The organism is Dactylosporangium sp. NPDC006015, assembly GCF_040614215.1.
Classification (GTDB): Bacteria; Actinomycetota; Actinomycetes; order Mycobacteriales; family Micromonosporaceae; genus Dactylosporangium; species Dactylosporangium maewongense.
The window spans coordinates 1-26,731 of record NZ_JBEXUD010000077.1; the positions used below are offsets into that span (position 1 = coordinate 1).

A 26,731-nucleotide genomic window follows, 5' to 3' on the forward strand; every position below is an offset into this window, starting at 1 on the left:
TGGCCGAGCACGTAGGTCATGGTGACCTTCGAGCAGTCGATCGCCCCGTCCTCGGGGTCGGTGACCGTGACGCTCCACGGCACGCTGTCGCCGAAGGACACCAGCTGGCCCTTCGCCGGGGCGTTGACGACGACCGTCGGCGCGGTGTTGCCGACGCTGATCAGCACGCTGGACGTGGCCGGGGCGTTCTGGTTGTCCCGCACGGTCAGCGTCGCGGTGTAGTTGCCGTTGGTGTTGTACGTGTACGACGGGTTCGCCGCGGTGGAGTCCTGCGTGCCGTTGCCGTCGAAGTCCCACGAGTACGTCAGCGGACCACCCTCCGGGTCGCTGGACCCGGCGGAGGAGAACGTCACCGCGAGCGGCGCCGCACCCGAGGTCTTGTTCGCGCTCGCCACGGCGGTCGGCGCGCGGTTGCCGCCACCCACGTAGTCGTAGCGGTACAGGGCCGAGTTGGCGTCGCCGTTGAAGTAGCCGGTGCCGTAGTCCAGGACGTACAGCGCGCCGTCAGGGCCGAACTGCATGTCCATGACCTGCTTGCCGCCCCACGGGAACGTGTCGATCGCGCCGCGGGTGCCGTCGCTGTTGACGACGATCGGCTTGATCCAGCCACGCCCGAACTCACCGGCGAAGAACATGCCGTTGAAGCTGGCCGGGAACTTCGTCGCCGACGGGTTGGCCGCGTCGTAGCGGTACACCGGGCCGCCCATCGGCGACTCGGAGCCGCCGCCGAACTCGGTCGGGCTGCCGCTGTCGCCGCCGTACTTGATCCACGCGGGCCGCGCCGCGGGCAGGGTGCCCAGGCCGGTGTTGCGGAACGAGTTGTTCGTCGGCCCGCCGGCGCAGTTGTACTTGGCGCCACCGGTGCCGGCGGCGAAGTCCCACTCGTTGTAGATCTCGGTGCTGGTGTTCGAGCCGGTGCAGTACGGCCAGCCGTAGTTGCCGGGCGACGTGATCCGGTTGAACTCGACCTGCCCGGACGGGCCGCGGTTGGCGTTGGTGGTGCCGGCGTCGGGGCCGTAGTCACCCACGTAGACGATGCCCGTGGCCTTGTCGACGCTCATCCGGAACGGGTTGCGGAAGCCCATCGCGTAGATCTCGGCCCGGGTGTTCGCCGTCCCCGGCGCGAACAGGTTCCCGGACGGGATGCTGTACGTGCCGTTGGCGTTGACCTTGATCCGCAGGATCTTGCCCCGCAGGTCGTTGGTGTTGCCCGCCGAACGCTGCGCGTCGTAGGCCGGGTTGCGGTTCGTCCGCTCATCGAGGGGCGAGTAGCCGGCGGAGTCGAACGGGTTGGAGTCGTCGCCGGTCGACAGGTACAGGTTGCCGGCCGCGTCGAAGTCGATGTCGCCGCCGACGTGGCAGCAGATGCCGCGGTTCGCGGGCACGTCCAGGATGTTGACCTGGCTGCTCATGTTGACGGTGAAGTTCGCGTTGAGGGTGAACCGGGAGAGGCGGTTGACCCCGGTCCAGGTGGCCCAGTCGGTGGCGGTACCGGTGGCCGGCGCGTCGCCTGCGGGGGTGCTCAGCGGCGGCGCGTAGTACAGGTAGATGTAGCGGTTCGTGGCGAAGTTGGGGTCGGCCGCGACGCCCTGCAGGCCTTCCTCGTCGTGCTGGTAGACCGGGATGTTGGCGATCACCGACGTGGTGCCGTTGGCGTCGGTGCGCCGCAGCGTGCCGTTCCTGGCGGTGTGCAGGACCGAGCGGTCGGGCAGCACCGAGATGGTCAGCGGCTCGCCGACCTCGGGCTCGCCCTTGGCGAGGGTGACCTGCTGGAAGTCGGCCGCGTTGATCGCCGCCGCCGCGGGCGCGGCCTGGACGACGACAGCGCTGACGCTCGCGCTCGCCGCAACAAGGAGCAGGGCGGCACTCATCGGCCGCCATCGATGACGTGAGGGTTGTAGGTTCACTGTGTCCCTTCCTGACGAAACGTGCCAGGCAGGGCGCGCGCCGCCGCGCCGGATGCCGTGTGCCTCCGCAACACAGACATGCCCATCGATGCATCCACTGCCGCCGGATAACATCGATGAAACACTCCAGTGTCGTGGGGGACACACTAGGAGCTTCGAACCAACCTGTCCACACTTTCCGTCGCGTTGGCATGAACTTTTGTCCCGCTAACCAAAAGTCACCGCCCGCTACGTCTGCGCGCATGCATTATGATGGGTGGCGTCACCGACAAGAAATTTGGTCGGTGGTGCTAAGGTTGCAGGTAAAGCAGCGCGCCGCCACCGGCCTGGCTCCGTGCCGACTCGGCGGGTCACGGCGCGCCGGCTCGTTCCTTCGTCCCTCATCGACACAGCGCTGGGCGGTGGCCATCGGACAGAACGTTTGACGGGTGTCGGGGAGTTGCCGCCCCGACCGTCGGGCCCGAGCCCGGCACGAGGCTCGATCATCACACCCGGGACGCGATCATCCTGAATCGAGTCAGCAGGGCTGGCGCCAGGCGTCGAGGTCCTGCTTCTTCTTCATCGACGAGAAGCGCAGGGCGGTGGTCTTCGGGCAGAACTTGGCGGTGTCGACGTCGTACTCGACATGGAAGACGGGCTTGCCGGCGGCGATGAAGGCCTTGAGGGTGTCGCACTCGTCGTAGTGGGCGCACTCCTCGTTGACCGCGAAGTCGAACGCCGGGGCGAGGGCGGCGGCCTGCTCGACGTCGTTCTTCAGGCCCACCGCGAGGCCGAGGCGGTGGGCGAGGTCGGCGACGCGGCGGTTGAACGTGAGCTGGTCCTCGGCGGTGAGGGGGAAGCCGCTGTTGTTGGCGTAGCCGTCGACGTTGTCGGGCTCGACGGCGTCGAAGCCCTTGTCCTTGCACACCTTGAAGCGGGCCTCGAGCAGCGGCGCCAGGGTGTCCCAGCGGCGGATGTCGAGCCACTTCTCCCCCGGCCAGCCCTCCAGGCCCTTGCCGCGCACCGACTCGGGGAAGTTGCCGGCGTCGGCGCGGAAGTCCTCGTGGGCGCCGGCGTTCACGTAGCAGATGACGTGACGGCCCGCGGCCTTGAGCTTCGCCACCTCGGCGGCGGAGGTGGTGACGGCGTCGACGTCGTACACGTCGACGGCCACCGACGTGTCGAGCGTGCCGGTCAGCTGCCACTGCCAGGTGAGGCCGACGGCCGGCCGCCACCAGCCGGCAGAAGAAGGCGACGACGGCGCCGCGGACGCGGAGCCGAGGCCGCCGTAACCGGACGGGGGCACCGCGGCGGTCTTCGGGGTGCCCCGGCCCTCGTCGGGGTCGCCGCCGGCGCCGGTGCACGCGGCCGCGTACAGGACGGTCAGCATGACGAGGCCGAACAGTGCGAGGCGGAGCCGCCGGTCGGTCACCGCGCGGCCGCCGCGCGCTGCCGGACTACCGTCGGGATCCCCTCGTACGGCAGGGGCGCGACGAGGTCGGTGACGAGGCCGTGCGGGGCGCGGGACAGCAGCAGCGTGGTGGCGGCGCCGATCCGCTCCGGGGGGACGCCGTAGACGAGGTGCGCGGCGTTGGGCCAGTCGCGGCCGTCGGGCAGCCCGTACGCGGGCGGGGCGTCCACATAGGACTCCCAGGGGCCTTCGAAGGTGCAGACCACGTCGGCGAGGTCGGCGTAGCCGGGCAGGCACCGGGTGCCGGGGTTGAGGACCACCGATCCGCGCACCGCCCGCACCACCTGTGTCACGTAGGCGAGGCCGGCCGCGTCGGCCGGCACCTGGTCGAAGAAGATACCGCCGACCGGGTACCGCGCCCAGCCGACGATGTCGCACCACACCTCACCGTTGGCGCGGCGGCCGTAGTCGAGGTCGACGTAGCCGAGCATGCGCACGCCGGAGCGGTGCAGGCGGGCGGTCGCGGCCGCGTACACCTCGTCGCGCTCGGCGCCGCCGGGGCCGTTGTGGACGTTGACGATCGCGGTGGGGCGTTCGGTGCTGCGGCACAGCGCCTCCCACGCGTCGGGGTCGGCCAGCGGGTGGACGTACATCGGCAGGAGCATCATCGGTAACTCTCCGGGTCACGCAGGACGAGCGCCGCAACGGCGAGGCCGGGCAGCCCCGCACCGAGCAGGGTCGCGACGGCGAGGGTTTCGGTGAACGTGGGGGCCACGTGCACCAGGGCGGGCGCCCAGTGCCCGACGCCCGCGACGAGCAGCGTCGGCCACCAGACGACGAGGGCGGCGGTGCCCGCCCGGCCGTGGGCGGCGAGGACGAGGCACAGGGCGTACACGCCGGTGAGCAGGATCGCGGCGGCGAGCGCCTGCCCGCCTGGGCCGCTGATCCCGACCCACACGGCGCCGGCGATCGCGGCCCCGAGCGCGACGGGGACGCTCAGCACCCCGACGGTGCTTTTGCTGATGCGGGCGAGCCGCCGGTCGAACGCGGCGCGGTCGGCGAGGACGGCCCGCGCGTACGCGATGCGCCGCTGATGCCAGACCAGCGTCAGCTCGATGAGCGGGACGCCGACGAGCAGCGGCACCGCCTGGACCGGCACCCGGTGCGGGGCGATCCCGTCGAGGGCGACGGCCCGCAGCAGCGCCGCCTGGCCGGTGCCGACGAGGCCGTAGAGCAGCGCGTAGCCGATGTCGCCGCGCCACGACCGCCACCGCCGCCACGGCATCCGGCCGCTGACGTCCGCGCCGGCGACGGGGCGGAACGCGACGGCGAGCAGGGCCACGACCCCGCCCAGCAGCGCGGTCACCGCCCAGGTCCCGGCCCCGAGCGCGACGCAGGCGGTGGCGACCCAGCAGGGCGCGGCGGCGGCGAGGACGACCCGTTCGCGGCGGGTGACGAGCGCGACGGCGGCGACCGCGAACAGGGCGAGCTGCACTCCGGCGATCGTGTACGCGCGAACCCCGCTGCCGGCGAGCGCGACGGCCCAGACCGCGGCGAGGCCGAGGAACCCGGCGCCGAGCAGGCGGGCGGCGGCGGTGACGCCCCGCTCCGACAGCGCCCGGTAGCCGAGGTACGACAGCGCCTGCCCGCCGCCCCAGCCGAGCAGCAGCGTGCCGGTCGTCGCGAGCGGCGGGGCGCCGTCGACCTCGGCCGCCGCGCCAAGGCCGATCGCGAGCGGGGTCAGGTAGATCGTCGCGCGGGTCAGCGTGTCGGTGATGACCGCGCGGGGCGTCGGCCCCTCCTCCAGGGGCGTGGCCTGCACGACCGTGGCGGCGGTTTCGACGGTACGGGCAACGACCCGCCCGGCCAGCGCGAACACCGACGGCAGGCCGTACTCCCGGTCGGCGACGCGGTCGTTGATGCCGTTGGCCTCGAGGATCGCGGCGACCTCGTCGACGTCGACGGCGCCGACGCAGTCCTCCAGCATCCGGTCGGCGAGCGCGGCGACCGGGTCGGTGGAGGCCCGCCCGACGTACCGCAGCGACTCGCCGCGCTCCAGCGCCGGCGGCCGCGCCCGCCGCTGCATCGGCACGACCAACAGCGAATCAGCACTCATGCCGCCACCTCCGCTGCGCTCCGGCGTCGGCCTGAGCCAAACCTGCGATCCCGGTTCGCGGCTCCTCCGCTGCGCTCCGGCCCGCTCACGCCGCCACCTCCGCTGCGCTCCGGCGTCGGCCTGAGCCACACCTGTCATGCTGGTTCGCGGCTCCTCCGCTGCGCTCCGGCCCGCTCATGCCGCCACCTCCGCTGCGCTCCGGCGTCGGCCTGAGCCACACCTGTCATGCTGGTTCGCGGCTCCTCCGCTGCGCTCCGGCCCGCTCACGCGGGCACCAGGACGGGGTCGGGGACGGGTGCCGAGGCGGTGACGCGGTGGCCGGTCAGCCGCTGGTACCGGCCGCGGTACGCCGACAGGCAGCGGTCCAGCGTGTACTCCTTCAGCGCCCGTTCCTGGCCGGCGCGGCCTGTCGCCGCCCGCAGCTCGGGCGAGGTGAGCAGTGCGACGCACGCCTCGCCGAACGCCTGCGGGTCGCGGGGCGGCACGACGAGCCCCGCGTCGCCGACGGCCTCGGCGACGCCGCCGACGTCGGTGCTGACCGTCGGCCGGCCGCACATCATCGCCTCCAGCACCGTGTACGGCATGCCTTCGGAGATGCTGGACAGCGCCGCGACCTGCCCCTCGGCGAACGCGTCCCGGCTGGAGGCGCACGGCCCGGCCCAGGTGACCGCGTCGGTGAGGCCGAGCTCGACGGCGGTGTCCCGGCAGGCGGCCGCGTAGGCCTCGTTGCCGGCCGGGACGGGGCCGGCGAGGTGGAGCCGCGCGTCGGGCACCTTCGCCCGGACCACCGCGAGGGCGCGGATGAGGGTTTCGAGGTCCTTGAGCGGGTCGATCCGCCCGACCCAGGAGATGACCGGCCCGGCCGGCTCCTCGGGCAGCGGCGGGAAGCGGGCCGGGTCGACGCCGTTGCCGATGACGGCGAGCTTCGCCGGGTCTGCGCCGTGCCGGACCGCCCACCGCGAGTTGAACCCGCTGACAGGGGTGATGAGGTCCGACTCCCAGTACGCCAGCCGGGCGAGCGCGCGGTGGAAGCGCAGCAGCGCCGTCTTGACGCCGGGTGACTGGTCGCCGGCGCTGAGGTAGCGCTCCCGGAGGTACACGCCGTGCTCCGTCATCATGAACGGCACCCCGAGGCGCCATTTCGCGGCGAGGGCGACCATGGCCGACAGGCCGTTGGCGTTGGCGTGGACGAGGTCCGCGTCCGGCGGGATCTCGGCGGCGAGCGGGCGGAGCGCGTGCTCCACCAGTACACCGGCGACATCCGCGTCGCGAAGGGTCAGCCGCGGCAGGTGGATGCCGTCGGACCTGGCCCGCGCCCACGCGTCCAGCAGGACGTCCGCGAGCCTGGCGCCGGCCAGTGGATGCCGTCCGCCGCGGGCGGGCAGGAACCGCCCCGGGCGGGGCCGCGCGAGCTCGGCGAGCCCACGCAGCCCCTCGGAGAACACGACCAGGTCGGCCGCGGTGTCGCCGAGCATGCCGCGGCACAGCCTGGCGGCGGCCCGTTCGGGTCTGCCGCGGGCGGGCCGGGCGGTGCCCCAGACCGGGACCGCGGTCAGCGACCGGACGTTGCCGGGCAGCTGGACCGCGGGCCGGTCCGGTTCGGTGCCGACGATGGCGACGAGGTCCCAGTCCACCTCGGACAGTCCTCGGACCAGCTGGTCGCACCAGGTGCTGACGCCGCCGGTGACGTACGGGTAGGTGCCTTCGTTGACGAGCACGACACGCACGGCGCGGACCTCAGGCCAGCAGCCGCAGCTGCTGCGACGCGCCGCGGCCCAGGCTCCGCCAGGTGGAGCGTTCGCCGCCGTACGGGTCGCCGAAGTTGCCGCCGACGACCTCGATGCCGAGCACCGACATGCTGATGACCTTGGTGCCGTTCGGCATGGTCATGGGCACGTCGAGGGCGCCGCCGCCCCGGTTGACGACGGTGACCCGGCCGTCGAGCGTGTACGCCTCCACGGCCCGGCTCCGCAGCGCCGCCGCCCACGCCGCCTGTCGCTTGTTCTGCAGCGCGGTCTCGGCGAACTTCGGGTTCACGACCGGGGTCGCGCTCGTGTAGGTCGCGGTGTAGCGGGCGAGGACCGCGTCGAGGACCGGGTAGAGGATGCGGTCCTCGGCGAGGTTCGACTGGTGCGCGTAATGCGGCGCCGGGCTGGTGGAGACCACGTGGTCGTAGGCGATGCGGGCCTCGACCGGCACGATGTAGGTGTCGAAGCCGTTGGCGCCGAGCGGGGTGATGCAGGTGGAGGCGGGGTTGTTCTCGCAGATGCCGCTGCCGCCGTGGGCCCGGCTGGTGTAGATCCAGTTGTACTCGTCGACCTCTTCGGCCTTCGTCGCCACGTTGTAGTAGATGTTCATCGGGTAGCGGGGCACGGTGACGGCGTTGCCGACGGCGCGGGTGGTCTGCTCCCGGGAGGCGTCGGAGGCGATGTACTTGACGCCGGTGCCGTTCAGCGCGGGCGCGAGGTTCGGGTTGTCGGCCGGCATCTGCGGCAGCGTCTTCAGGCCGGAGTGCTCGCCGGTGACGAGTTCGGCGGCGTCGACGGTGATGCCTTTGCTCTTCGCCCAGTCGATGTTGCGCTTGATCTGGGCGGTGATGTCGGCCTGCGACGTCCACCGGGTGGCGCCGTAGCCGTCGGTCGCGCATTTCCACGGCGACACGGTGAAGTCCTGGACGCAGCCGAGGTACGGGTGCTCGTACGTGTGGTTGATCCAGCGGAACTGGTTCTTGTTGTTCACCATGGCGGTGGTCAGCGGGTCGCCGGCACCGGCCTCGACGCTGCCGCCGCCGTTGAACGCGATGTCGAGCTTGAGGTCGTTGGCCTGCTGCCAGGCGATGAGTGCCTGCACGTCGGCGGGCGTCATCCGGATCGTCGTGTTCTCGATCCCGGGGCCACAGTCGTCGCCGGCGGTGCAGTTGTGCGTGGTGTCCCACCGGTCGTCGGGCAGGAGCACGTCGTCGACGTGGACGCTGAGGAAGTTGCGGGTGTTGCCGAGGTGGACGCCCTTGGTGAGCCAGGTGATCAGGCCGTGGCCGAGCTCCATCGCGTGTGTCTGGTAGCGGTTGGCGGCGAGCGTGACGACGAGCTCCTCGCGGCCGTCGTGGGTGTAGACGCCCATCAGCGAGCCGGTCGGGGCGTTGGGCACCGAGCCGGTGACGAGCGGGGTGAAGGTCGCGCCTTCCCGCCGGGTGCCGAGGTACCCGTAGGACTCGATGACGGCCGGGTCGCGGTCGTCGATGCGGACGGTGCCCTTGAGGTAGCCGAAGCCGGCGGCCTTGCCGGCGTCGGTGACGGTCATCATCGCGCCGTCGAGCACGCCGCTCCAGGCGAGGTCCTGCCCGACGTTCGGGTTCGCCCACGTGTACGCGTCGATCTGGCGGATCTTGAACTCGCGTTCGAAGTCGGCGAGGGCGGTCGCCTCGGTGCCGGTGACCGCGCTCTCGTTCGGCACGATCACGCCCTGGAACTTGGCCCGCCGCACGCCGCTGACGGAGTCGGCGAGGAACGCGGGCGTGATCCGGGCCCGGCCGGCGTCGGCGAGCTGCAGCGCGTCGTAGGGGACGCCTTCGCGGTCGAGCTGGGCGCGGAGCATGTCGACGCCGGTGCTGCCGTCGTCGAGCACGAGGACACGCAGGTCGATGCGCTGGCGTGGTTCGGCGGCGAGCGCCGGCGGGGCGAAGACGAGGCCGGTGAGGCCGACGAGCGCGCAGGCACCGGCGATGGCTCGCCGGCGGATCCGGAACTTCAACGTGCTGCTCCTTCGGGCGGGGGGTTTCGCTGTTCGCTGTCGCTTGTCCGTGCTTTCGTTCGGCAGGTGTACGAGCAGGTGCCGCGGCGGGCGGGTCAGGCACCCTGGCCTGGGGCTCCGCGACCGAGGGAGGCGGGCGGTCAGGCTCTTCGAGGGGGTGGCGGGCGGGGTCAGGCGGCCTGGGGTTCCGCGACGGGGGTGGCAGCGGCGCTGCGGACGATCTCGTCGAGGTCGTGGCGGGCGCGCCAGCCGAGCAGCTCGTGGACCCGGGCCGGGGAGGCGACGACCGCCGCGGGGTCGCCGGTCCGGCGGGGCGCTACGACGTACGGCAGCGGCGACCGCAACGCGCCGGACACCGCGGCGATCATCTGCAGCACCGAGGCGCCCTCGCCGCGACCGATGTTGAGGACCTCGTCGTGGAGGTCGCCGTCCCTGAGCGCCAGCGCCGCGTGGGCGTGGGCCTCGGCGATGTCGGCGACGTGGACGTAGTCGCGCACGGCGGTGCCGTCGGGCGTCGGGTAGTCGTCGCCGTAGACGACCGCCGGGAGGCCCTCGGCGGCCGCCCGCAGCAGTCGCGGCACGAGGTTGGTGCCGCCGTGGTCGCGCAGGTGCGGGGCGCCGGCGCCGGCGACGTTGAAGTAGCGCAGCGCCGCCCAGCCGAACCCGACGCTGGCGGCCGCGTCGCGCAGCATCCATTCACCGATCAGCTTGGTGCGCCCGTACGCGTTCTCGGGTGCCGTGCGGGCCAGTTCGCTGACCGGCGAGCAGGTCGGCGTGCCGTATACGGCGGCGCTGGAGGAGAACAGGACCGACCGGGTGCCGGTCGCGGCGACGGCGGCGAGGACGGACCGCAGCCCGTCGAGGTTGTCCTGGTAGTAGCGCAGCGGGTGGGCGGTCGACTCGGCGACGTCCTTGCGGGCGGCCAGGTGGATGACGCCGTCGGGCTGGAAGCGGCGGAACAGGTCGCGCATCGTGGTGCTGTCGCGCACGTCGGCGCGCACCAGCGGCACCCCGAGCGGCAGGCGGGCGGCGCGCCCGGTCGACAGGTCGTCGACGACGACCGATTCGACCCCGGACGCCCCGAGGGCGGTGACGACGTGCGCGCCGATGTACCCGGCGCCTCCAGTGACAAGCCATCTCACGATGGGGGCAACGAGGGTCTATCACTACGAATCGGGCAACTGTCGGGTTCCTGACACTTGGAACACCCAAAAGTCCGACCAAAGTCCCCCCAGTTTGCCCGCTTCCTCGACCCATGCCTTCCGTTTTGTCCGATTTACGCCTATTCGAGTGAGAGGCGCGTCGCAAGGCTCATGCCGGCCGTCGCGCTGCCGACGTCTCTGGTCGGAACGACGACCAACGACCGGACGGGGGAGGCACATGACTGAGGCTCGGCTGCCGATCCCGCTGTGGCCCTTCGGACCGCACCACGACCTGTCACTGCAGGTGCACGAGCTGACCGTGCACGGCCGCAACTCCGAGGCGCTCGAGCTCGCCGACCGGCTCGAACACGTCGTCGCCATCCTCGGCGACGACCGCAGCGCCGGCATGATCCGCCAGGGCCGCCTGTACGCGCTGATCAGCCTCGGCCGGTTGCACGAGGCCCTGGAGGAGGCCGACCGCCTCCTGCAGATGCACCGCGCCGCCGGCACCCGCACCGGCGAGGCGAAGATCCTCGCCGACACCGCCGAGATCCTGATCAAGCTCGGCCTGCTCGACGAGGGCCTGCACCACCTCGCGAGCGCCCTGCGGCTGATGGAGACCATCCCGCGCGGCAACGTGCGGTACATCTCCGCGATGTCGTCGGTCAGCGAGGCCGCGCGCGCCGCCGAGCTGTACGAACTGGCCGACGAGGTGTCCGCGTTCGCCGTCGAGTCCTTCAGCCCCGGCACCGACCAGCGCGCCGCCGCCGAGCTGCAGCGCGCCGAACTGCTCCTCGAGTGGGGCCTGCGACTGGAGCACGTCGGCCTGGTGGAGGAGGCGAACGTGCGCTTCGCCCGCAGCGTCGGCCTCGTCCGGTACTGGGTGCAGAACCACTTCCACGACGCGCCGCTCGCCACCGTCCTCTACACGCTCGGCCTGGTGAAGATCGGCGCCGTCGACCAGGCCCTCGTCCTCGCCGACTCGCTGGTCGTGCCGCTGCGCACCAACGGCCACGAGCACGAGGCGCGCCTGGCCCACCTCGCGTACGGCATCGCCCTGCGCTGCACCGGCCGCCTCCGCGAGGCCCGCCGCGAGTTCCTCGCCGCCGACGAGCTGGCCCCGCTGAGCCCGCAGCGGCTGATCTTCCAGTACGAGCTGGCCCTCCTCGCCGCCGCCGAGCTTCCCGGCGACTCCACCGGCGCTCTGCTCAACGCGGTCCGCGCCCACGCCCGCCACCTGTGGCGGCTCCGCCTGGAGCGTCGCTCGATGCTCCAGCAGGCCCGCCGCCGCGTCGATCTGGAGGCCGCCCGCGCCCGCGCCGACCGCGTGGCCGCGTCGGACGCCCTGACCGGCCTCGGCAACCGCCGCCAGTTCGACCGTCAGCTGGCCGGCGTCGCAGGCACCCTGGTCCTACTTTTAGTGGACATTGACCATTTTAAGGGCATCAACGACCGCTTCTCCCACATCGTCGGCGACCGTGTCCTGCGCGAGATCGCCGCCATCCTGCGCTCCCACTGCCGCCCCGAGGACACCGCCGTCCGCCTCGGCGGCGACGAGTTCGCCCTCTTCCTGCGCACCGACCTGCCGACCGCCGCCCGCATCGGCGAACGCATCCTCAACGTCGTCACCGCCCGCGACTGGAACCAGCTGGCGTTCGGCCTACACGTCACGCTGAGCATCGGCGTGGCCGCCCTCGACGACGGCATGGACGGCCGCGAACTCTACGACCTCGCCGACCGCAACCTCTACACCGCCAAACGCACAGGCCGCGACCGCCTCGCCGCCTGACCTGCGCTCCCCCGCCCACCGCTGGCCAGCCTGTCCCACCCGGTCCGGGACACGCGCGGGCGCGGGGGCGGGGCGGGGGCTGCTCAGGAAGGTCCGGGCCGCTCAGCGAGGCAGGCGGTCCGGTGGGTGTCGGAGGTGCGAGGTCTGACGGCCGGTGGGCGTTCCGCTCTATCCCAGCCTAGACCCGGCTTCCAAACCTGCGAACCGCATCGTCACCCGGTGTAACCGGGGTGAGTTGACAAAAGGCGGGTCAGGCGCGGAGCAGGCGGGCGGCGTCCACGGCCCAGTAGGTGAGGATGAGCTGGGCGCCGGCGCGGCGGATGGAGGTGAGGGTCTCCAGGATGACGCGGTCGCGGTCCAGCCAGCCGTTGGCGACGGCGGCCTCGACCATCGCGTACTCGCCCGAGACCTGGTAGGCGGCGACGGGCACGTCGACCGCGGCGGCGACCTTCGTGAGGACGTCCAGGTACGGCAGGGCCGGCTTGACCATGACCATGTCGGCGCCCTCGGCGATGTCGAGGGCGACCTCGCGGAGGGCCTCGCGCAGGTTGCCGGGGTCCTGCTGGTACGACTTGCGGTCGCCGACGAGGGCGGACTCGACGGCCTCGCGGAAGGGGCCGTAGAAGGCGCTGGCGTACTTCGCCGCGTAGGCCAGCTGGGCGACCTCGGTGAAGCCGGCCTCGTCCAGGGCGCGGCGGACGACGCCGACCTGGCCGTCCATCATGCCCGAGGGGCCGAGGACGTGAGCGCCTGCGGAGGCCTGGGCGACCGCCATCGTGGCGTACGCCTCGAGGGTGGCGTCGTTGTCGACCGTGCCGTCGGCGGCGAGCAGGCCGCAGTGGCCGTGTGAGGTGAACTCGTCCAGGCAGAGGTCACTCATGATGACGGTGGCGTCACCGACCTCGGCGGCGAGGTCGCGGATGGCGACGTTGAGGATGCCGTCGGGGTCGGTACCGGCGGAGCCCTGCGGGTCCCGGGAGGTGGGCACGCCGAAGAGCATGATGCCGCCGACCCCTGCCTGGACCGCCTCGACGGCGGCCTTCCGCAGGGATTCGCGGGAGTGCTGGACGACACCGGGCAACGACGAGATCGGTCGCGGCTCGGTGAGGCCCTCTTTGACGAACATGGGCAGGATGAGGTTCGACGGCTCGACGTGCGTTTCGACGACGAGCCGTCGCATCGCTGGGGTACGACGCAGCCTGCGTGGGCGGACGGTCGGGTAGCCAGCCATGGTGAACCCCCTGCGGCAAAAACGATCTAGCGGATGACGACCTAACGGAACCGGAGCGCGGTCGGGCCCTGGACCTTGGAGCCGCGGCGCTGCTTGGCAGGCATCGCGGCGAGCTTCTCGCGCAGTTCCACGGCGTAGCCGGCGAGGGCTTCGACGAGGTCGGGCACGGAGGCGTGCGGCGGCTGGACGTCCACGCGGAGCCCGAACTCGACGGCGGTGTCGGCGGTCTTGGGACCGATGACGGCGACGACGGTGCGGGCGTGCGGCTTGCCGGCGATGCCGACGAGGTTGCGGACGGTGGAGGACGAGGTGAAGAGCACCGCGTCGAAGCCGCCGGACTTGATGGCGTCGCGGATGTCGGCCGGCGGCGGGGCCGCGCGGACGGTCCGGTACGCGGTGACGTCGTCGACCTCCCAGCCGAGTTCGGTGAGTCCGGCGGCGAGGGTCTCGGTGGCGATGTCGGCGCGGGGCAGGAGCACCCGGCCGACCGGGTCGAGGATCTCGTCGTGCGGGGAGAACTCGGCGAGGAGCCCTTCGGAGGACTGGTCGCCGGCGGGGATGAGCTCGGGGACGATGCCGAAGCCGCGGACGGCCTCGGCGGTCGCCTCGCCGATGCAGGCGACCTTCACGCCGCCGAAGTGGCGGGCGTCGAGGCCGTGCTCGGCGAACTTCTCCCAGACGGCGCGGACGGCGTTGACCGACGTGAAGACGGTCCAGGCGTAGCGGCCGTCCACGAGGCCCTTGATCGCGCGTTCCATCTGGGCGGGTGTACGGGGCGGCTCGACCGCGATGGTCGGCACCTCGCACGGGATGGCCCCGTAGGCGCGCAGGCGCTCGCTCATCGCGCCGGCCTGCTCCTTGGTGCGGGGGACGAGGACCTTCCACCCGTACAGGGGGCGGTTCTCCCACCAGCCGAGCTTCTCGCGCTGGGCGACGCCGGCGCCGAGGCACAGGACGACCCGGCCGGCGAAGCCGAGCGCGGCGGCGACCATGCTGTCGACGGTCGTGGCGGAGCTGTACTGGGTCTCGCCGGTGCCGTCGCCGGTGACGGAGACGGGCGTGGCGGGGTCGACGCCGGCGGCGAGGAGGCCGTCGCGGACCGCGGCGAGGTCACCGGCGTCGACGGCGACGGCCGAGGAGCCCCGGCTGACGGCGGCGGCGATGGACTCGAAGTCGACGCTCTGGACGTCGTCGACGTCGGCGGTGACGCGGACCCCGGGGAGGGGGACGCCGGCGTACGTGGCGACGCCCGCCGCCTGTCCGATGCCGGGGACGACCTCGAACGGGACTGCGGTGCGGGCGACGGCCTGCACCTCTTTGAGCACCGTGTCGTGGGCGAGCGGGTCGCCGCCGACGAGGTGGATGGCGCGCAGCCCGGACCGGGCCGCGGACAGCAGCACCTTGGCGACGTCGCCGGGCGCTCCCTCGGCCGGGGAGAACTGCGTCTCGGGGTCGGCTTCGGCGCGGATCACGCTGAGCAGCGACTCGGGGACGTTGCGGTCGTGGACGATGTGGTCGGCGGACACCAGCGCCTCATGGGCGCGACGCGTCAGCAGGCCTGGATCGCCGGGGCCGGCCCCGACGAATGCGATCCGGCCGGTGCTGCCCTTACGGGTGCGGGTCATGCTGCACTCCCAGTGCGTTGTCGGCGCCTTCTTCGCGCAGGTCGCGGGCCAAGGCTCGGCCCACCTCCGCGGCGTCGGCGAGCGTTCCGGTGCGCGACAGCCGGAGGGCGAACCCGCCGTCCGGGCTGAAGACGGCACCGCGCAGATAGATCTCCGGGCCGTCGTCGCCTTCTGCGACCTCGGCCAGTGCCGCGATCGGGGCGGAGCATCCCGCCTCGAGCTCGGCCAAGAGCGCCCGCTCGGCGGTGACCGCCGCGCGGGTGTATTCGTCGTCGAGCGCGGCGAGGAGGTCGCGCAGCTCGGCATCGTCTTCTCGGCATTCGACCGCGAGTGCGCCCTGCGCGGGGGCGGGCAGCATCAGCAGCGGGTCGAGGACCTCGGTGGCTTCGCCGCCGCGGCCGAGGCGGGCCATGCCGGCGTGGGCGAGGACGATCGCGTCGTACTCGCCTTCGGCGAGCTTGCGGAGGCGGGTGTCGACGTTGCCGCGCAGCGGGAGCGGCTCGAAGTGGCGGCCAAGCGCGTTGAGCTGTGCGATGCGGCGGAGTGCGCCGGTGCCGATACGCGCGCCGGCGGGCAGCTCGTTGAGGGTGAGGCCGTCGCGGGCGACGAGGGCGTCGCGGGGGTCGTGGCGCGGCGGGATCGCGGCGACGACGAGCCCGTCGGCGGGGGCGGTCGGCAGGTCCTTGTAGGAGTGGACCGCGAAGTCGATCTCCTTGGCGAGCAGGGCGTCGCGGAGCGCGGACACGAAGACGCCGACGCCGAGGGTCTGGATGGGCGCGCTGGAGCGGTCGCCGGGGGTGACGATCTCGACGAGCTCCACGTCGCGGCCGGTGCGGTCGCGCACGGCCTGGGCGACGGTGCCGGACTGCGCCATGGCGAGGGCGCTGCCCCGGGTGCCGAGTCGCAACGGGTTGGTGGACATCAGGGGTGCACCTCGCCTGCGGCGGCCGGGTCGATGTCGGCGGTGGGGATCTGCAGATCAAATAGTTCCCGGAGCGCCTGAGCATATGCCTCGCCACCGGGTTCGGCGGCAAGTTGGCGCACGCGGACGGTCGGCTGGTGGAGGAGCCGCTGGACGATCCGGTGGACGCTGTGGGCCACCTCGGCGCGGTGGCCGTCGGTGAGCTCGGGGCAGCGCTGGGCGAGCCGGCCGAGCTCGGCCTCGACGACCTCGTCGGCGCGGGCGCGCAGGGCGGCGACGGTGGGCGCGACGTCAGCGCCGCGCAGCCAGGTGAGGAACGCCTCGACCTCGCCGGCGACGATGTCCTCGGCGGCGCGCTGCTCGGCGTCGGCGGTGGTGGACAGCGACGTCGACAGCAGCTCGATGTCGACGAGCGTGACGCCGGGCAGGTCGCCGACGCCGGGTGCGACGTCCCGCGGCAGCGCGAGGTCGAGCACGAGCAGCGAGTCACGGGAGCCGGAGAGGGCGGCGCCGACCAGGGCGGCGTCGAGGACGGGCTCGGGTGAGGCGGTGGCGCTGACGACGACGTCGACCTGCTCCAGTGCGGTCGGCAGGGTGGCGTACGGCACAGCGACGGCACCGTGCAGCTCGGCGAGCCGTTCGGCCCGCTCGTGGCTGCGGTTGGTGACGTACAGGGGGTGCGCGCCGGACCGGCGCAGCGTGGCGAGCGACAGGGCGCCCATGGCGCCGGCGCCGATGACGAGCGCGGGGCGGCCTTCGACGGGGCCGGTGGCGCCCTGGCCGTATGCGAGGGCGGCGCTGACGACGCTCTGCCCGGCGCGGTCGATCTCGGTCTCGGCGTGGACCCGCTTGCCGACGCGCAACGCCTGCTGGAGCAGCTCGTGCAGGACGCGGCCGGCGGTGCCGTGTTCGGCGGCGGCGCCGTAGGCGTCGCGGAGCTGGCCGAGGATCTGGGCCTCGCCGACGACCATGGAGTCGAGGCCGGCGGCGACGCGGAAGGCGTGCCGGACGGCGTCGACCTCGTAGTGGACGTAGAGCTGGCTGGCCAGGTCGCCGACGGTGGTGCCGGACCGTGCGGCGAGGACGCCGCCGATGTCGGCGAGGGCACCGTGGAAGGCGGTGACGGCGGCGTAGATCTCGACCCGGTTGCAGGTCGACAGGACGACGACCTCGTCGACGTACGGCTGGGCGACGAGCTCACGCAGGAGGGTGGGCAGCTGCTCGCCGGTGACGGCGAGGCGCTCCAGCAGGGGCACCCCGGCGGTCCGGTGCGAGATGCCGACGACGAGCAGGTTGGATCCGTTCATGCCGTCACCTGCGCTGCGCTGCGGCGCCGGCCTGATCCGGCGCCGAGCCGCTGGTGGATGGCTGCTCCGCTGTGCCCCGAACTGTTCACGTGGCCACCGCCTCCCCGCCGAGCCGGTTGGCCATGCCGACCCGCCCGGGTTTCTGCACCGCGGCCGGCAGCGCGGTGAGCGCTGACTTGCGGTGCTCGTGGAAGGACAGGATTTGCAGTTCGATGGCCAGATCGACCTTACGCACGTCGACGCCGTCGGGAACGTTCAAGACGCATGGTGCGAAGTTCAGGACACTGGTGACGCCGGCCTCGACGAGGCGGTCCGCGACGTGCTGGGCGGCGTGCGCGGGGGTGGCGATGACCGCGATCGAGATCGATTCCTGTTCGACCACTTCGGGCAGGTCGTCGATGTGGCGGACGACGAGGCCGTTGATGTGCTCGCCGACGCGGCCGTGGTCGGCGTCGAAGAGGGCGGCGATGCGGAAGCCGCGGGTGCCGAAGCCGGCGTACCCGGCGAGGGCGTGACCGAGATTACCCACGCCGACGAGGGCGACGGCCCTGCGGTGGGTGAGCCCGAGGACCTGTTCGATCTGGTCGATGAGCAACGTCACGTCGTAGCCGACGCCGCGGGTGCCGGTGCGGCCGAGGTGGGAGAGGTCCTTGCGGAGCTTGGCGGAGTTGACGCCGGCGGCCGCTGCGAGGCCCTCCGAGGAGACCGTGTCGTGCCCGTCCTCGGCGAGGTGGTGCAGGGCGCGCAGGTATTCCGGAAGCCGGGCGACGGTCGCCTCCGGGAGGTCCGGAAAGTCCGGTCCGCCGGTGGGGCCGGTGCGCTGCTGGCTCATGAGTCTCCGTGACGACGACGGTATGCGAGGCCGCTCGCGATGGCTGTGACCGCCTGTGCTAGCGGGGTTCGTCGTTGCAACAGAGTAGGCGCTTGTGAAGCCGTGCACAAATCGCGATCTTGAAGCGTCCACGCCAACCACGTAGAGGTCAGCGCCCGCCCGTGCGGTCCATGTCGACATGGAATGCCCCCGCGGCACCTGCGTGCCCCTTTCCCCGGACCTGGCCGGCAGCGGGCGGGCGCTCGATGAAGTATCACTACAAAATCGGGCATTTCGCTGACGCCACGCGGAAGAGAAAAACTCACCAGTAGCCAGGCTACACGTCTCGGTAGGGTTGCCCCTACTACCGAGAAGCCAGGCGGCGGGATGGGATGGGCGGGGCGTCATGCATAGCGTCGATGACATGACAACGACCATCACCCCTCGCCGCCGCGGAGTCTTCCGCCAGCTTGCCGTTGACACCCAGTACGTGCTGCTCGGCTTCCCACTCGGCATCCTGACCGTGGTGCTCTTCCTCGTCGGCTTCGCCCTCGGCGTCGGGCTGATCGTCACCGTGCTCGGCTTCCCGATCCTGGTCGCGACGCTCTTCCAGGCCCGCGGCTTCGCCACCGTCGAGCGCGCGCGGATCGGACCCGTGCTCCGGACCCGGCTACCACACCCCTATTACAAGAAACCCGACCCGGACGACGGCTTCTGGCGAAAGATGATCGTGCCGCTCAGCGACGGTCAGTCGTGGCTGGACCTGCTGCACGGGATCCTGCGCTTCATCCCGAGCACGATCGCCTTCGCGTTCGTCGTCACCTGGTGGGTCGGCGCCCTCAGCGGTGTCACCACCATCCTATGGGACTGGTCGATCCCCCGCCCCCCGGACAACAAGGACCTCAACGAGCTCATCGGCATCGGCGGCGGCGACAGCGGCCGGGTGCTGCTCTACACCGGGCTCGGCCTGATCTTCGCGCTCACCCTGGTGCCGGTCGTGCGGGGCGCCGCGCAGCTGGAGGCGCAGTTCGCCCGGGCGCTGCTCAACGGCGTCAACGAGCTGCGGGAGCGGGTCGCGGAGGCCGAGGCCGGCCGGGACGCCGCCCGCGCCCAGCGGGAGGCCGCCGTCTCCGCGGAGGCGACCGCGCTGCGCCGCCTGGAGCGCGACATCCACGACGGCCCGCAGCAGCGGCTCGTGCGGCTCGCGATGGACCTCGGCCGGGCCGACCTGCAGTTCGAGTCGGACCCGCAGGCGGCGCGCGCCACGGTCGCGGAGGCCCTCGCGCAGACCCGGGAGACGCTCGACGAGCTGCGGGCGCTGTCGCGCGGCATCGCGCCGCCGATCCTGGTCGACCGCGGGCTGCGGGCCGCGCTGACCGCGCTCGCCGGCCGGTCGCCGGTGCCCGTGGACCTGGACCTGCCGGAGCTGGACGAGCGGCTGGCGGAGAGCCTGGAGACCACGACCTACTTCGTCGTCGCCGAGGCGCTGACCAACGTCGCGAAGCACGCCGGTGCCGAGGAGTGCCGGGTGCGGCTCCAGCGGTCGGCGTACGGGCTGCTGGTCACCGTCGAGGACGACGGTGTCGGCGGGGCGAGCCTGGCCAAGGGGCACGGCCTGACCGGCCTCGCCGACCGGGTCAAGGCCGCCGGCGGCGAGATGACCGTCACCAGCCCGCCCGGCGAGGGCACCCGCCTCACCGCGATCCTGCCCGTCTGAGCCGCCCGATCCGAGCCGCCCCCATCTGAGCCACCTCGATCTGAGCCGCCGTGCGGGCCGGACCTCACGTCTGCAGGTACGTCAGCACCGCCAGCACCCGGCGGTGCTGCTCGTCGTCCGGGGGCAGGTCGAGCTTGGTGAAGATGTTCTTGACGTGCTTCTCGACGGCGCCGTCGGTGACGACGAGCTTGCGGGCGATCGCCGTGTTGGAGCGGCCCTCCGCCATCAGCCCCAGCACCTCGCGCTCCCGCGGGGTGAGGCTGCGCAGCGGGTCGTCGCGGCGGCGGCGGACCAGCAGCTGGCCGACGACCTCCGGGTCCAGCACGGTGGCGCCGGACGCGACGCGCCGCATGCCGTCGAGGAAGTCGGCGACGTCGGACACGCGGTCCTTGAGCAGGTAGCCGACGGCGCCGGCCCGGTCGGCGAGGAGGTCGTCGGCGTAGGAGACCTCGACGTACTGCGACAGGACCAGGATCGGGGTGCCCGGCACCTGCCGGCGGGCCTCGACGGCGGCGCGCAGGCCCTCGTCGGTGTGCGACGGCGGCATCCGCACGTCGACGATCGCGACGTCGGGCCGGTGCTCGACGACCGCCGCGACCAGGCTCGGGCCGTCGCCGACGGCGGCGACGACCGTGTGGCCGCTCTCGGTGAGCAGCCGCACCAGACCCTCCCGCAGCAGCACCGCGTCATCCGCGACAACCACCCGCATATTCATGCCGTCACCTCCGCTTCGCTCCGGACCGCTCATGCCGTCACCTCCGCTGCGCTCCGGCGCCGGCCTGAGCTCCACCCTGCGCCCATGATTCGCAGTCCTCCGCTTCGCTCCGGACCGCTCATGCCGCCAGCTCGACGGCCTCGAGCAGCGTGTACGCCACCGGCAGGCCGGTCGCTTTCAGCAGCGTCTCGTCGGTGAAGCCGCCGGCGTACAGGACGCAGGACGCGCCGACGGACGTGGCGGCCTCGCCGTCGTCGACGGAGTCGCCGATGAGCACGACATCGGCGGGGTCGAGGGCGAGGGCCTGCAGGTGGCGCTCCAGGTAGGTGGCCTTGCGGTGGCCGCCGACGGTGCCGGGCAGGCCGTCGACGCGGACCAGCCGGGCGCCGAGGCCGTGCCGCTCGACCTCGATCAGCAGCTCGTCGTGGAAGAACATCGACAGCAGCGACTGGGTGCCGGTCCAGTGGCCCATCGCGGCGAGGGCGTCGGGGACGAGCTGCACGTCAGCCATGCCCAGCCGGTACGCGTCGTGGAACGCGTCGTCGAGCAGCTGGAACTCGACCTGGTCGACGGGGCGGGCGAGCACGTGCGCGTAGTAGTCGAGGATCGGGCGGCGGAAGTCACGGCGGTGGTCGGCGGCGGTGATCACCGGGCCGCCGACGGTGGCCAGGCAGACGTTGGTGGCGTCGACGACCAGCTTCAGGTCGTCGAGCAGGGTCCCGTTCCAGTCCCAGACGAGGTGCTTCACGCGGGTGAGGATAGCCGTATGTCGCGCAGGAGCCGGTCCTCCTCCACGCGCCAGTAGCCGTGCTCCCTGCCGTCGAGGAGGACGACCGGGATGCGGAAGCCGTACTCCTCCTCCAGGGCCTCGTCGCCGGTGATGTCGACCTCGGTCCAGGCCTCGCCGGTCGCGGCGGCGACCCGTTCCATCGCCTCCTTGGCGACGTCGCACAGGTGGCAGCCGGGCCGGGTGTACAGGGTGAGCCTCATCGCAGCGCCGCCTTACGGATCTTGCCGGTCGCGGAGTGGGGCAGCTCGTCGACGAACTCGACGGCGGTCGGGCACTTGAACCTGGCGAGGTTGCGTTCGCAGTGCGCGATCAGCTCCTCGGCGGTGACCTGTGACCCGGGGCGCCGCACGACGACGACCTTGACGGTCTGGCCGGTGTACGGGTGGGGCACGCCCAGCGCGGCCGCCTCCACCACCGCGGGGTGCGCGGCCAGCACGAGCTCGACCTCGTGCGGGTACACGTTGAAGCCGCTGACGAGGATCAGCTCGCCGAGCCGGTCGACGATGAACAGGTCGCCGTCCTCGTCGGCGTAGGCGACGTCGCCGGTCGCCCACCAGCCGTCGGCGCCGGGCGCCTCCTCGCCGCCGGGCCAGTAGCCGTCGAAGAGGTTCGGGCCGCGCACGACGATCTCGCCGGGGTCGGTGCGCACCTCGTCGTCCTCGTCCAGGAGCACCTCCTCACCGCCGGCGTCGAGGAGCTTGAGCTCGACGCCGGGGATCGGGCGGCCGATCGAGCCGGGCTTGACCGTGCGGCTGGAGAGCGTGCTGGACACCACGGGAGCGGCCTCGGTCAGCCCGTACCCCTGATGCACCGGCTTCCCGGTCGCCTCGGCGAAGCGTCGCTCGGCGGCGGCGTCCAGCGGAGACGCGCCGCAGACGGCGAGGCGGACACCGGACCAGGCGCGGGTGAGCCGCTCCCCCATCAGCGACCAGGCGATGAACATGGGCGGGACGCCGACGACGCCGGTGACGCCGTGCCGCTCGATGGCCTCCAGGGAGTCGGCGGGGTCGAACCGCTCGACGAGCACGCCGCACGCGCCGTGGTAGGCGACGGCGCCGAGGCCGCTGTTCAGCCCGTACGCGTGGAAGAGCGGCACGGCGAGCAGCAGCACGTCGTCGGGGCGCACCGGCGGCGGGTCGATCGCGGCGAGCTGCTCGTGGTTGGCGAGCAGGGCCCGGTGCGACAGCATCGCGCCCTTCGGGGCGCCGGCGGTGCCGGACGTGTAGAGGAGCAGCGCCAGGCCGCCGTGCGTCTCGGCCGGTGCGGCGGCGGCCGGCTGGAGCAGCTCCGGCAGGTTGCCGCCCAGGGTGTACCGGCGGGCCGGCGTCTCCACGGCGGCGGTGACCGGCTGGGTGCCCACCAGGACCGCGGCGCCCGAGTCGGTGAGCACGTGGGTCAGCTCGCGGGCGGTGTAGGCGGGGTTGATCGGGACGGCGACCAGCCCGGCGCGCAGCACCCCGAAGAACACGGCGGCGAACTCCGGCACGTTGGGCAGCGCGATCGCGACCCGGGCGGGGCCGTGGTCGTCGGCCGGCAGGGCGAGCCCGGCCAGGTGCGCGGCGACCGCGTCGACCTGCCGGTCGAGCTCCGACCAGGTGATCAGGGTGGCGTGTGATCGCAGGGCCGGTCGGGCGCCAGCGGAGGCGGCGGCGCGCCGGACCAGGTCGGCGAAGTTCGTGACGTCCTGCACGGTCGATCAGTCTGCCACGTCACGGGTGAGTTGCCGCCACCTGAGAGATCACCCGTCACCTATCACCCTCGGGGCACCCGGTGCTGTGCCAGGGTGCTTAGGCGCCCGACACGCCGACTGAGTAAAGGTCCACTCGATCGTGTGGGTTGGGTGTGTCGCACCCGAGTAAGTGCGGCGTGTCTACGTCCCGTTTGCCCAAGTATGCGGCGTGTTGCACGGCGAGTTGCCGTCAGGTGACGGACAGCATGTGCGCCGAGGCGTCCCCGATCCGTGGGAAGAATTGTGCCCTCACGCCAAAGACTGCCCACATGCGGGTGACGCCGGACCTATCATCACCCAAGTCAGCTCACCCCATTTGTTGCGAGTTGACACCCCTCACCCCGAGGAGGCCGAAGTGCCCGTGATCGCGCCGAATAGGCCGTGTCGTCTGGATTGCGCAGCATGACCGCGATTCAGCACGTGTTCGACGCCGAGCACGCACTCGCCGATGGGCTGTCGATCCTGCGCGAGTCCGTCCGCGACTCAGTGCGCGACATGTTCAGCACGGTGATCCGCGGTGAAGGCGGCAGCGTTCCGCGTACACGGGGACGCCCCCACACCAACGAGGCACCCACCCGGCAGGGTTCCGGTCAAGGCACCGGCACAAACGTCAGACCGAACCCGGGCGCCAAGCCGTCGCCGGGTGCCGGTCTCATCGAGGAGGACACGGTCCCGATCACGAAGTCCGTGGTCGCCGGGACGCTCGTCGACACCGCGCCCGAGCCGGGTGGCCCCGCGCAGGAGCCCGCCCCGAAGCCGGCGCGGCCGGACCGCGGCGACCCCGCCTCGGAGGTGTGGGCGCTGATCGAGCGCGCCCAGGCCGGCGACGGCGCGGCGTTCGGCCTGCTGTACGACCGGTACTTCGACACCGTCTTCCGGTTCGTGTACTTCCGCGTCGGCAACCGGCAGCTCGCCGAGGACCTCACCGCCGACACGTTCCTGCGCGCGCTGAAGCGCATCGGCAGCTTCACCTGGCAGGGTCGCGACCTCGGTGCCTGGCTCGTCACGATCGCGCGGAACCTCGTCGCGGACCACTTCAAGTCCGGGCGGTACCGGCTGGAGGTCACCACGGGTGACGTCCTGGACGCCGACCGGCCCGACCGGGGGCCCGAGGGCAGCCCCGAGGCCGCGGTCATCGACCACATCACCAACGTCGACCTGCTCAAGGCGGTCAAGCAGCTCAACCCGGAGCAGCAGGAGTGCATCGTGCTGCGCTTCCTGCACGGGTTCTCCGTCGCGGAGACCGCACAGGCCATGAGCAAGAACGAGGGAGCGATCAAGGCGCTGCAGTACCGCGCCGTGCGTGCCCTCGCGCGGCTGCTCCCCGACGGATTCCAGCCGTGACCGTTGTCACCTTCCGTTACAGTGCCTCCTCCGGCGCCGTAACCAGCTTCCGCTCTGCACCGTTGGTCCGGGTGCGACCGTCGGCTTGGCGCACGGCGGACGCGGTGGCACACCATCCCGCTGCCCTGCCGCGCCTGAGTGACGCGATCAGTGAAGGGGGGTGCCTCAGGTGATCGGCTCCGTCTTCCACCGTCGCCGGGTTGAGCGTTTCGCGCAGCTCGTGGACGAGGCTGCAGGAGCCCGCAGGCACCGCATGAGGTCCACGCTCGACGACTCCCTGACCGAACTGGTCTCGGTCAGCCAACGGCTGGCCGAGATGCCGGTCAAAGTGGAGACGCAGCAGGAGTTCAAGGACGGGCTGCGGGCCATGCTCCTGGCCACAGCAGAACGAGAAGGCATCGGCATCACCGCCAAGGACCCGGAGCCCGAGGCGGCCCGCAGGGGCGTGCGCTCGCTGCGGCGCCCGGCGGGCAGCAGGCCGGCGGTCAGCCGGCGGACCCGGACCCGCGGCGCGATCGTCGTCGGCCTCGCCGCCGGCACCCTCGCGCTGTCGGGCATGTCCGCGGCGAGCGGCGACGCCATCCCCGGCGACGCCCTCTACACGGTGAAGCGGTCCACGGAGAAGGCCCAGCTGGCGCTCGCCGGCTCGGACATCAGCCGCGGCCAGCTGTACCTCGAGTTCGCCCGGACCCGGCTCGACGAGGCACAGGCGGTGAAGGACCCGACGGGTCTGACCGCGGTCCTCGACGACATGGACAGCGAGACGCTCGAAGGTGTGCGCCTGCTGACCACGACCGCCGTGAGCCGCAAGGACGCCGCCGCGCTCGACGCCATCGACGCGTTCGTGTCCACGCAGCACGCGGGTGCCGAGAAGCTCCGCAACGGCGTCGACGGCGACGCCAGGGCACGGGCCGGCAACTCCGTCACCCTGCTCGACGAGATCGACCGGCGCTCCAAGGCGATCCGCCCGCTGATCAAGTGCGGCTCCGCCGCGGTCTCCGCCGCCGACCAGCTCGGACCGGTGCCCAACAGCACCGCGTGCAAGCCGGCCGGGCAGAAGACCTCCGGGACCAACCAGCAGCCCGGCAACACCCAGCAGCAGAACAACCCGGGCCAGACCGGCACCCCCGCCGGCCAGCGTCCCGTCCCGAGCGGATCGGCTTCCAACGGCACGGCGACCGAGTCCGCGCCGGCGGTGCCCTCCCAGGGTCCCTCACCTTCCCCCACGAAGAACCAGGGCCTGCTCGACTGGCTGTTCCACTGATGGTCCGCCAGCAGCGTTGAGAAGGGCCCGGTGTCTGACACCGGGCCCTTGTCGTTGTCCATGCCGGTACGGTTGGTCGAACACGACAGGGGGTTTCTCCGCATGCCGATCCGACCTTCGACCGCCGCGCTCGCCCTGCGCCGCCGCCGGCAGGGCCGAATCGCGCCGCCCAGATCCACTTCGCCGTCAGCCGGCTGGGCCGTCGCGGAGGTCGAGGCCGCGCTTGCCGTCCCCGCCGACCTGTCCGCCGCCGCGTTCTTCGACGTCGACAACACGATGATGCAGGGCGCGTCGATCTACTACTTCGCCCGCGGCCTCGCGAAGCGCCGCTACTTCACCAGCGGCGACCTGGTCCGCTTCGCGTACCAGCAGGCCCGCTTCCGCCTCCTCGCCTCCGAGCACGCCGGCACCGTCGCCGGCGCCAAGTCCGCGGCGCTCGCGTTCATCGCCGGCTGGAAGGTCGACGACATGTCGCGCCTCTGCGAGGAGATCTTCGACGAGCTGATGGCCGACCGCATCTGGTCCGGCACCCGTGCCCTCGCCCAGCTCCACCTCGACGCCGGCCAGCGGGTCTGGCTCGTCACCGCCGCCCCCGTCGAGCTCGGCCGCATCATCGCCCAGCGCCTCGGCCTCACCGGCGCCATCGGCACCGTCGCCGAGATCCAGGACGACGTCTACACCGGCCGCCTCGTCGGCGACCTCATGCACGGCCCCGAGAAGGCCGCCGCGATCACCGCGCTCGCCTCGGTCGAGGGCCTGGACCTGTCGCTGTGCTCCGCCTACAGCGACTCGGTCAACGACACCCCGATGCTCTCCACCGTCGGCCACGCCGTCGCCGTCAACCCCGACCCCGCCCTGCGCCGCGAGGCCCGCAAGCGAGGCTGGGAGGTCCGCGACTTCCGCACCGGCCGCAAGGCCGCGAAGATCGCCATCCCCGCCGCCCTCGCCACCGGCGCCATCCTCGGCGGCGTCGCCACCGCCGCCGCCCTACGCCGCCGAGCTGTTACCCGCCAACAGCTTCGCTGAAGCGCTGTCACCCGCTGTCACCCGCTGTCACCCGCCTGTGGCCTTCGGCCATGTGCTCACCTCCCCACCGCTGCCGCGGCGGGGCCCGCCGGGGGATTCTCACCCCGGACCCCCAATGCGCCGCTGCGCGACGCACTGCCAGCGCTGCCGCGCGGC

At 72.4% G+C, this 26,731-nt stretch carries 20 protein-coding genes and 1 pseudogene; 5 read left to right on the forward strand and 16 right to left on the reverse strand.

Annotation, left to right across the window (positions count from 1 at the left end; all coding sequences use genetic code 11):
* From ABZ321_RS55730 to galE, 7 genes are all read right to left on the reverse strand, one after another.
* Positions 1–1,871: PQQ-dependent sugar dehydrogenase (locus ABZ321_RS55730; RefSeq protein WP_354904818.1), on the reverse strand; the 1,871-nt coding region annotated here is incomplete at its 3' end.
* A gap of 553 nt (positions 1,872–2,424) precedes the next feature.
* The gene (locus ABZ321_RS55735; RefSeq protein ID WP_354904820.1) at positions 2,425–3,318 is read right to left on the reverse strand and encodes an endo alpha-1,4 polygalactosaminidase; all 894 of its coding nucleotides are present in this window, start codon (positions 3,316–3,318) and stop codon (positions 2,425–2,427) included.
* Positions 3,315–3,965, reverse strand: a complete 651-nt coding sequence (locus tag ABZ321_RS55740; protein WP_354904823.1) for a spherulation-specific family 4 protein — start codon at positions 3,963–3,965, stop codon at positions 3,315–3,317. Before ABZ321_RS55740 ends, ABZ321_RS55735 begins: the two co-directional genes overlap by 4 nt.
* Entirely contained in the window at positions 3,962–5,413 is a 1,452-nt protein-coding gene (locus ABZ321_RS55745) for a hypothetical protein (protein ID WP_344511612.1), read from the reverse strand. The genes ABZ321_RS55740 and ABZ321_RS55745 overlap by 4 nt, the downstream gene beginning before the upstream one ends.
* 263 nt (positions 5,414–5,676) lie before the next feature.
* Entirely contained in the window at positions 5,677–7,140 is a 1,464-nt protein-coding gene (gene pelF, locus ABZ321_RS55750) for a GT4 family glycosyltransferase PelF (RefSeq protein WP_354904825.1), read from the reverse strand.
* Between the two features lie 10 nt (positions 7,141–7,150).
* Positions 7,151–9,163, reverse strand: coding sequence for a hypothetical protein (locus tag ABZ321_RS55755; RefSeq protein ID WP_354904827.1), 2,013 nt, complete (start codon positions 9,161–9,163; stop codon positions 7,151–7,153).
* Between the two features lie 170 nt (positions 9,164–9,333).
* Entirely contained in the window at positions 9,334–10,305 is a 972-nt protein-coding gene (gene galE, locus ABZ321_RS55760) for a UDP-glucose 4-epimerase GalE (RefSeq protein ID WP_354904829.1), read from the reverse strand.
* 238 nt (positions 10,306–10,543) lie between these two features.
* Between galE and ABZ321_RS55765 the strand changes: the two genes are divergently transcribed.
* Positions 10,544–12,094: a GGDEF domain-containing protein gene (locus ABZ321_RS55765; protein WP_354904831.1), complete on the forward strand. Its 1,551-nt coding sequence runs from the start codon at positions 10,544–10,546 to the stop codon at positions 12,092–12,094.
* A gap of 250 nt (positions 12,095–12,344) precedes the next feature.
* Here the strand turns inward: ABZ321_RS55765 and hemB are convergent, their stop codons facing one another.
* The 5 genes from hemB to ABZ321_RS55790 all read right to left on the reverse strand — a co-directional run bounded on the left by hemB (position 12,345) and on the right by ABZ321_RS55790 (position 18,011).
* Positions 12,345–13,325, reverse strand: a complete 981-nt coding sequence (gene hemB, locus ABZ321_RS55770) for a porphobilinogen synthase (protein WP_344511603.1) — start codon at positions 13,323–13,325, stop codon at positions 12,345–12,347.
* 41 nt (positions 13,326–13,366) lie between these two features.
* Positions 13,367–14,950 (reverse strand): uroporphyrinogen-III synthase, encoded by a 1,584-nt coding sequence (locus ABZ321_RS55775; protein WP_344511601.1) that lies wholly within the window; start codon positions 14,948–14,950, stop codon positions 13,367–13,369.
* Positions 14,934–15,872 carry a hydroxymethylbilane synthase gene (hemC, locus tag ABZ321_RS55780; protein ID WP_344511600.1) on the reverse strand — a complete coding sequence of 313 codons (939 nt, stop codon included), beginning with the start codon at positions 15,870–15,872 and terminating at the stop codon, positions 14,934–14,936. Before hemC ends, ABZ321_RS55775 begins: the two co-directional genes overlap by 17 nt.
* Positions 15,872–17,179, reverse strand: a complete 1,308-nt coding sequence (locus ABZ321_RS55785) for a glutamyl-tRNA reductase (RefSeq protein ID WP_354904835.1) — start codon at positions 17,177–17,179, stop codon at positions 15,872–15,874. Before ABZ321_RS55785 ends, hemC begins: the two co-directional genes overlap by 1 nt.
* A gap of 85 nt (positions 17,180–17,264) precedes the next feature.
* Positions 17,265–18,011, reverse strand: coding sequence for a redox-sensing transcriptional repressor Rex (locus tag ABZ321_RS55790; RefSeq protein ID WP_344511596.1), 747 nt, complete (start codon positions 18,009–18,011; stop codon positions 17,265–17,267).
* 403 nt (positions 18,012–18,414) lie between these two features.
* Here ABZ321_RS55790 and ABZ321_RS55795 point away from each other — a divergent pair, with 403 nt between their 5' ends.
* A complete protein-coding gene (locus tag ABZ321_RS55795) occupies positions 18,415–19,707 on the forward strand; it encodes a sensor histidine kinase (RefSeq protein WP_344511595.1) in 1,293 nt (430 codons plus the stop codon).
* Positions 19,708–19,771: 64 nt separating this feature from the next.
* Here ABZ321_RS55795 and ABZ321_RS55800 read toward each other — a convergent pair whose 3' ends face one another.
* The 4 genes from ABZ321_RS55800 to ABZ321_RS55815 form a co-directional block, all read right to left on the reverse strand.
* Positions 19,772–20,416: a response regulator transcription factor gene (locus ABZ321_RS55800; RefSeq protein ID WP_344511637.1), complete on the reverse strand. Its 645-nt coding sequence runs from the start codon at positions 20,414–20,416 to the stop codon at positions 19,772–19,774.
* A gap of 124 nt (positions 20,417–20,540) precedes the next feature.
* Positions 20,541–21,170 (reverse strand): HAD hydrolase-like protein, encoded by a 630-nt coding sequence (locus tag ABZ321_RS55805; RefSeq protein ID WP_354904838.1) that lies wholly within the window; start codon positions 21,168–21,170, stop codon positions 20,541–20,543.
* Positions 21,167–21,412 (reverse strand): glutaredoxin family protein, encoded by a 246-nt coding sequence (locus tag ABZ321_RS55810; RefSeq protein WP_344511591.1) that lies wholly within the window; start codon positions 21,410–21,412, stop codon positions 21,167–21,169. The genes ABZ321_RS55805 and ABZ321_RS55810 overlap by 4 nt, the downstream gene beginning before the upstream one ends.
* Positions 21,409–22,902: an AMP-binding protein gene (locus ABZ321_RS55815; protein WP_344511589.1), complete on the reverse strand. Its 1,494-nt coding sequence runs from the start codon at positions 22,900–22,902 to the stop codon at positions 21,409–21,411. The genes ABZ321_RS55810 and ABZ321_RS55815 overlap by 4 nt, the downstream gene beginning before the upstream one ends.
* 534 nt (positions 22,903–23,436) lie before the next feature.
* On the opposite strand from ABZ321_RS55815, the gene ABZ321_RS55820 reads away from it, so the two are divergent.
* The 3 genes and pseudogenes from ABZ321_RS55820 to ABZ321_RS55830 all read left to right on the forward strand — a co-directional run bounded on the left by ABZ321_RS55820 (position 23,437) and on the right by ABZ321_RS55830 (position 26,575).
* Positions 23,437–24,285: a sigma-70 family RNA polymerase sigma factor gene (locus ABZ321_RS55820; protein WP_344511635.1), complete on the forward strand. Its 849-nt coding sequence runs from the start codon at positions 23,437–23,439 to the stop codon at positions 24,283–24,285.
* A gap of 169 nt (positions 24,286–24,454) precedes the next feature.
* Positions 24,455–25,318: pseudogene (locus ABZ321_RS55825) on the forward strand (DUF5667 domain-containing protein); the annotation flags it as partial.
* Positions 25,319–25,651: 333 nt separating this feature from the next.
* Positions 25,652–26,575, forward strand: a complete 924-nt coding sequence (locus tag ABZ321_RS55830) for an HAD-IB family hydrolase (RefSeq protein ID WP_354904842.1) — start codon at positions 25,652–25,654, stop codon at positions 26,573–26,575.
* The last annotated feature ends 156 nt before the right edge of the window (positions 26,576–26,731 follow it).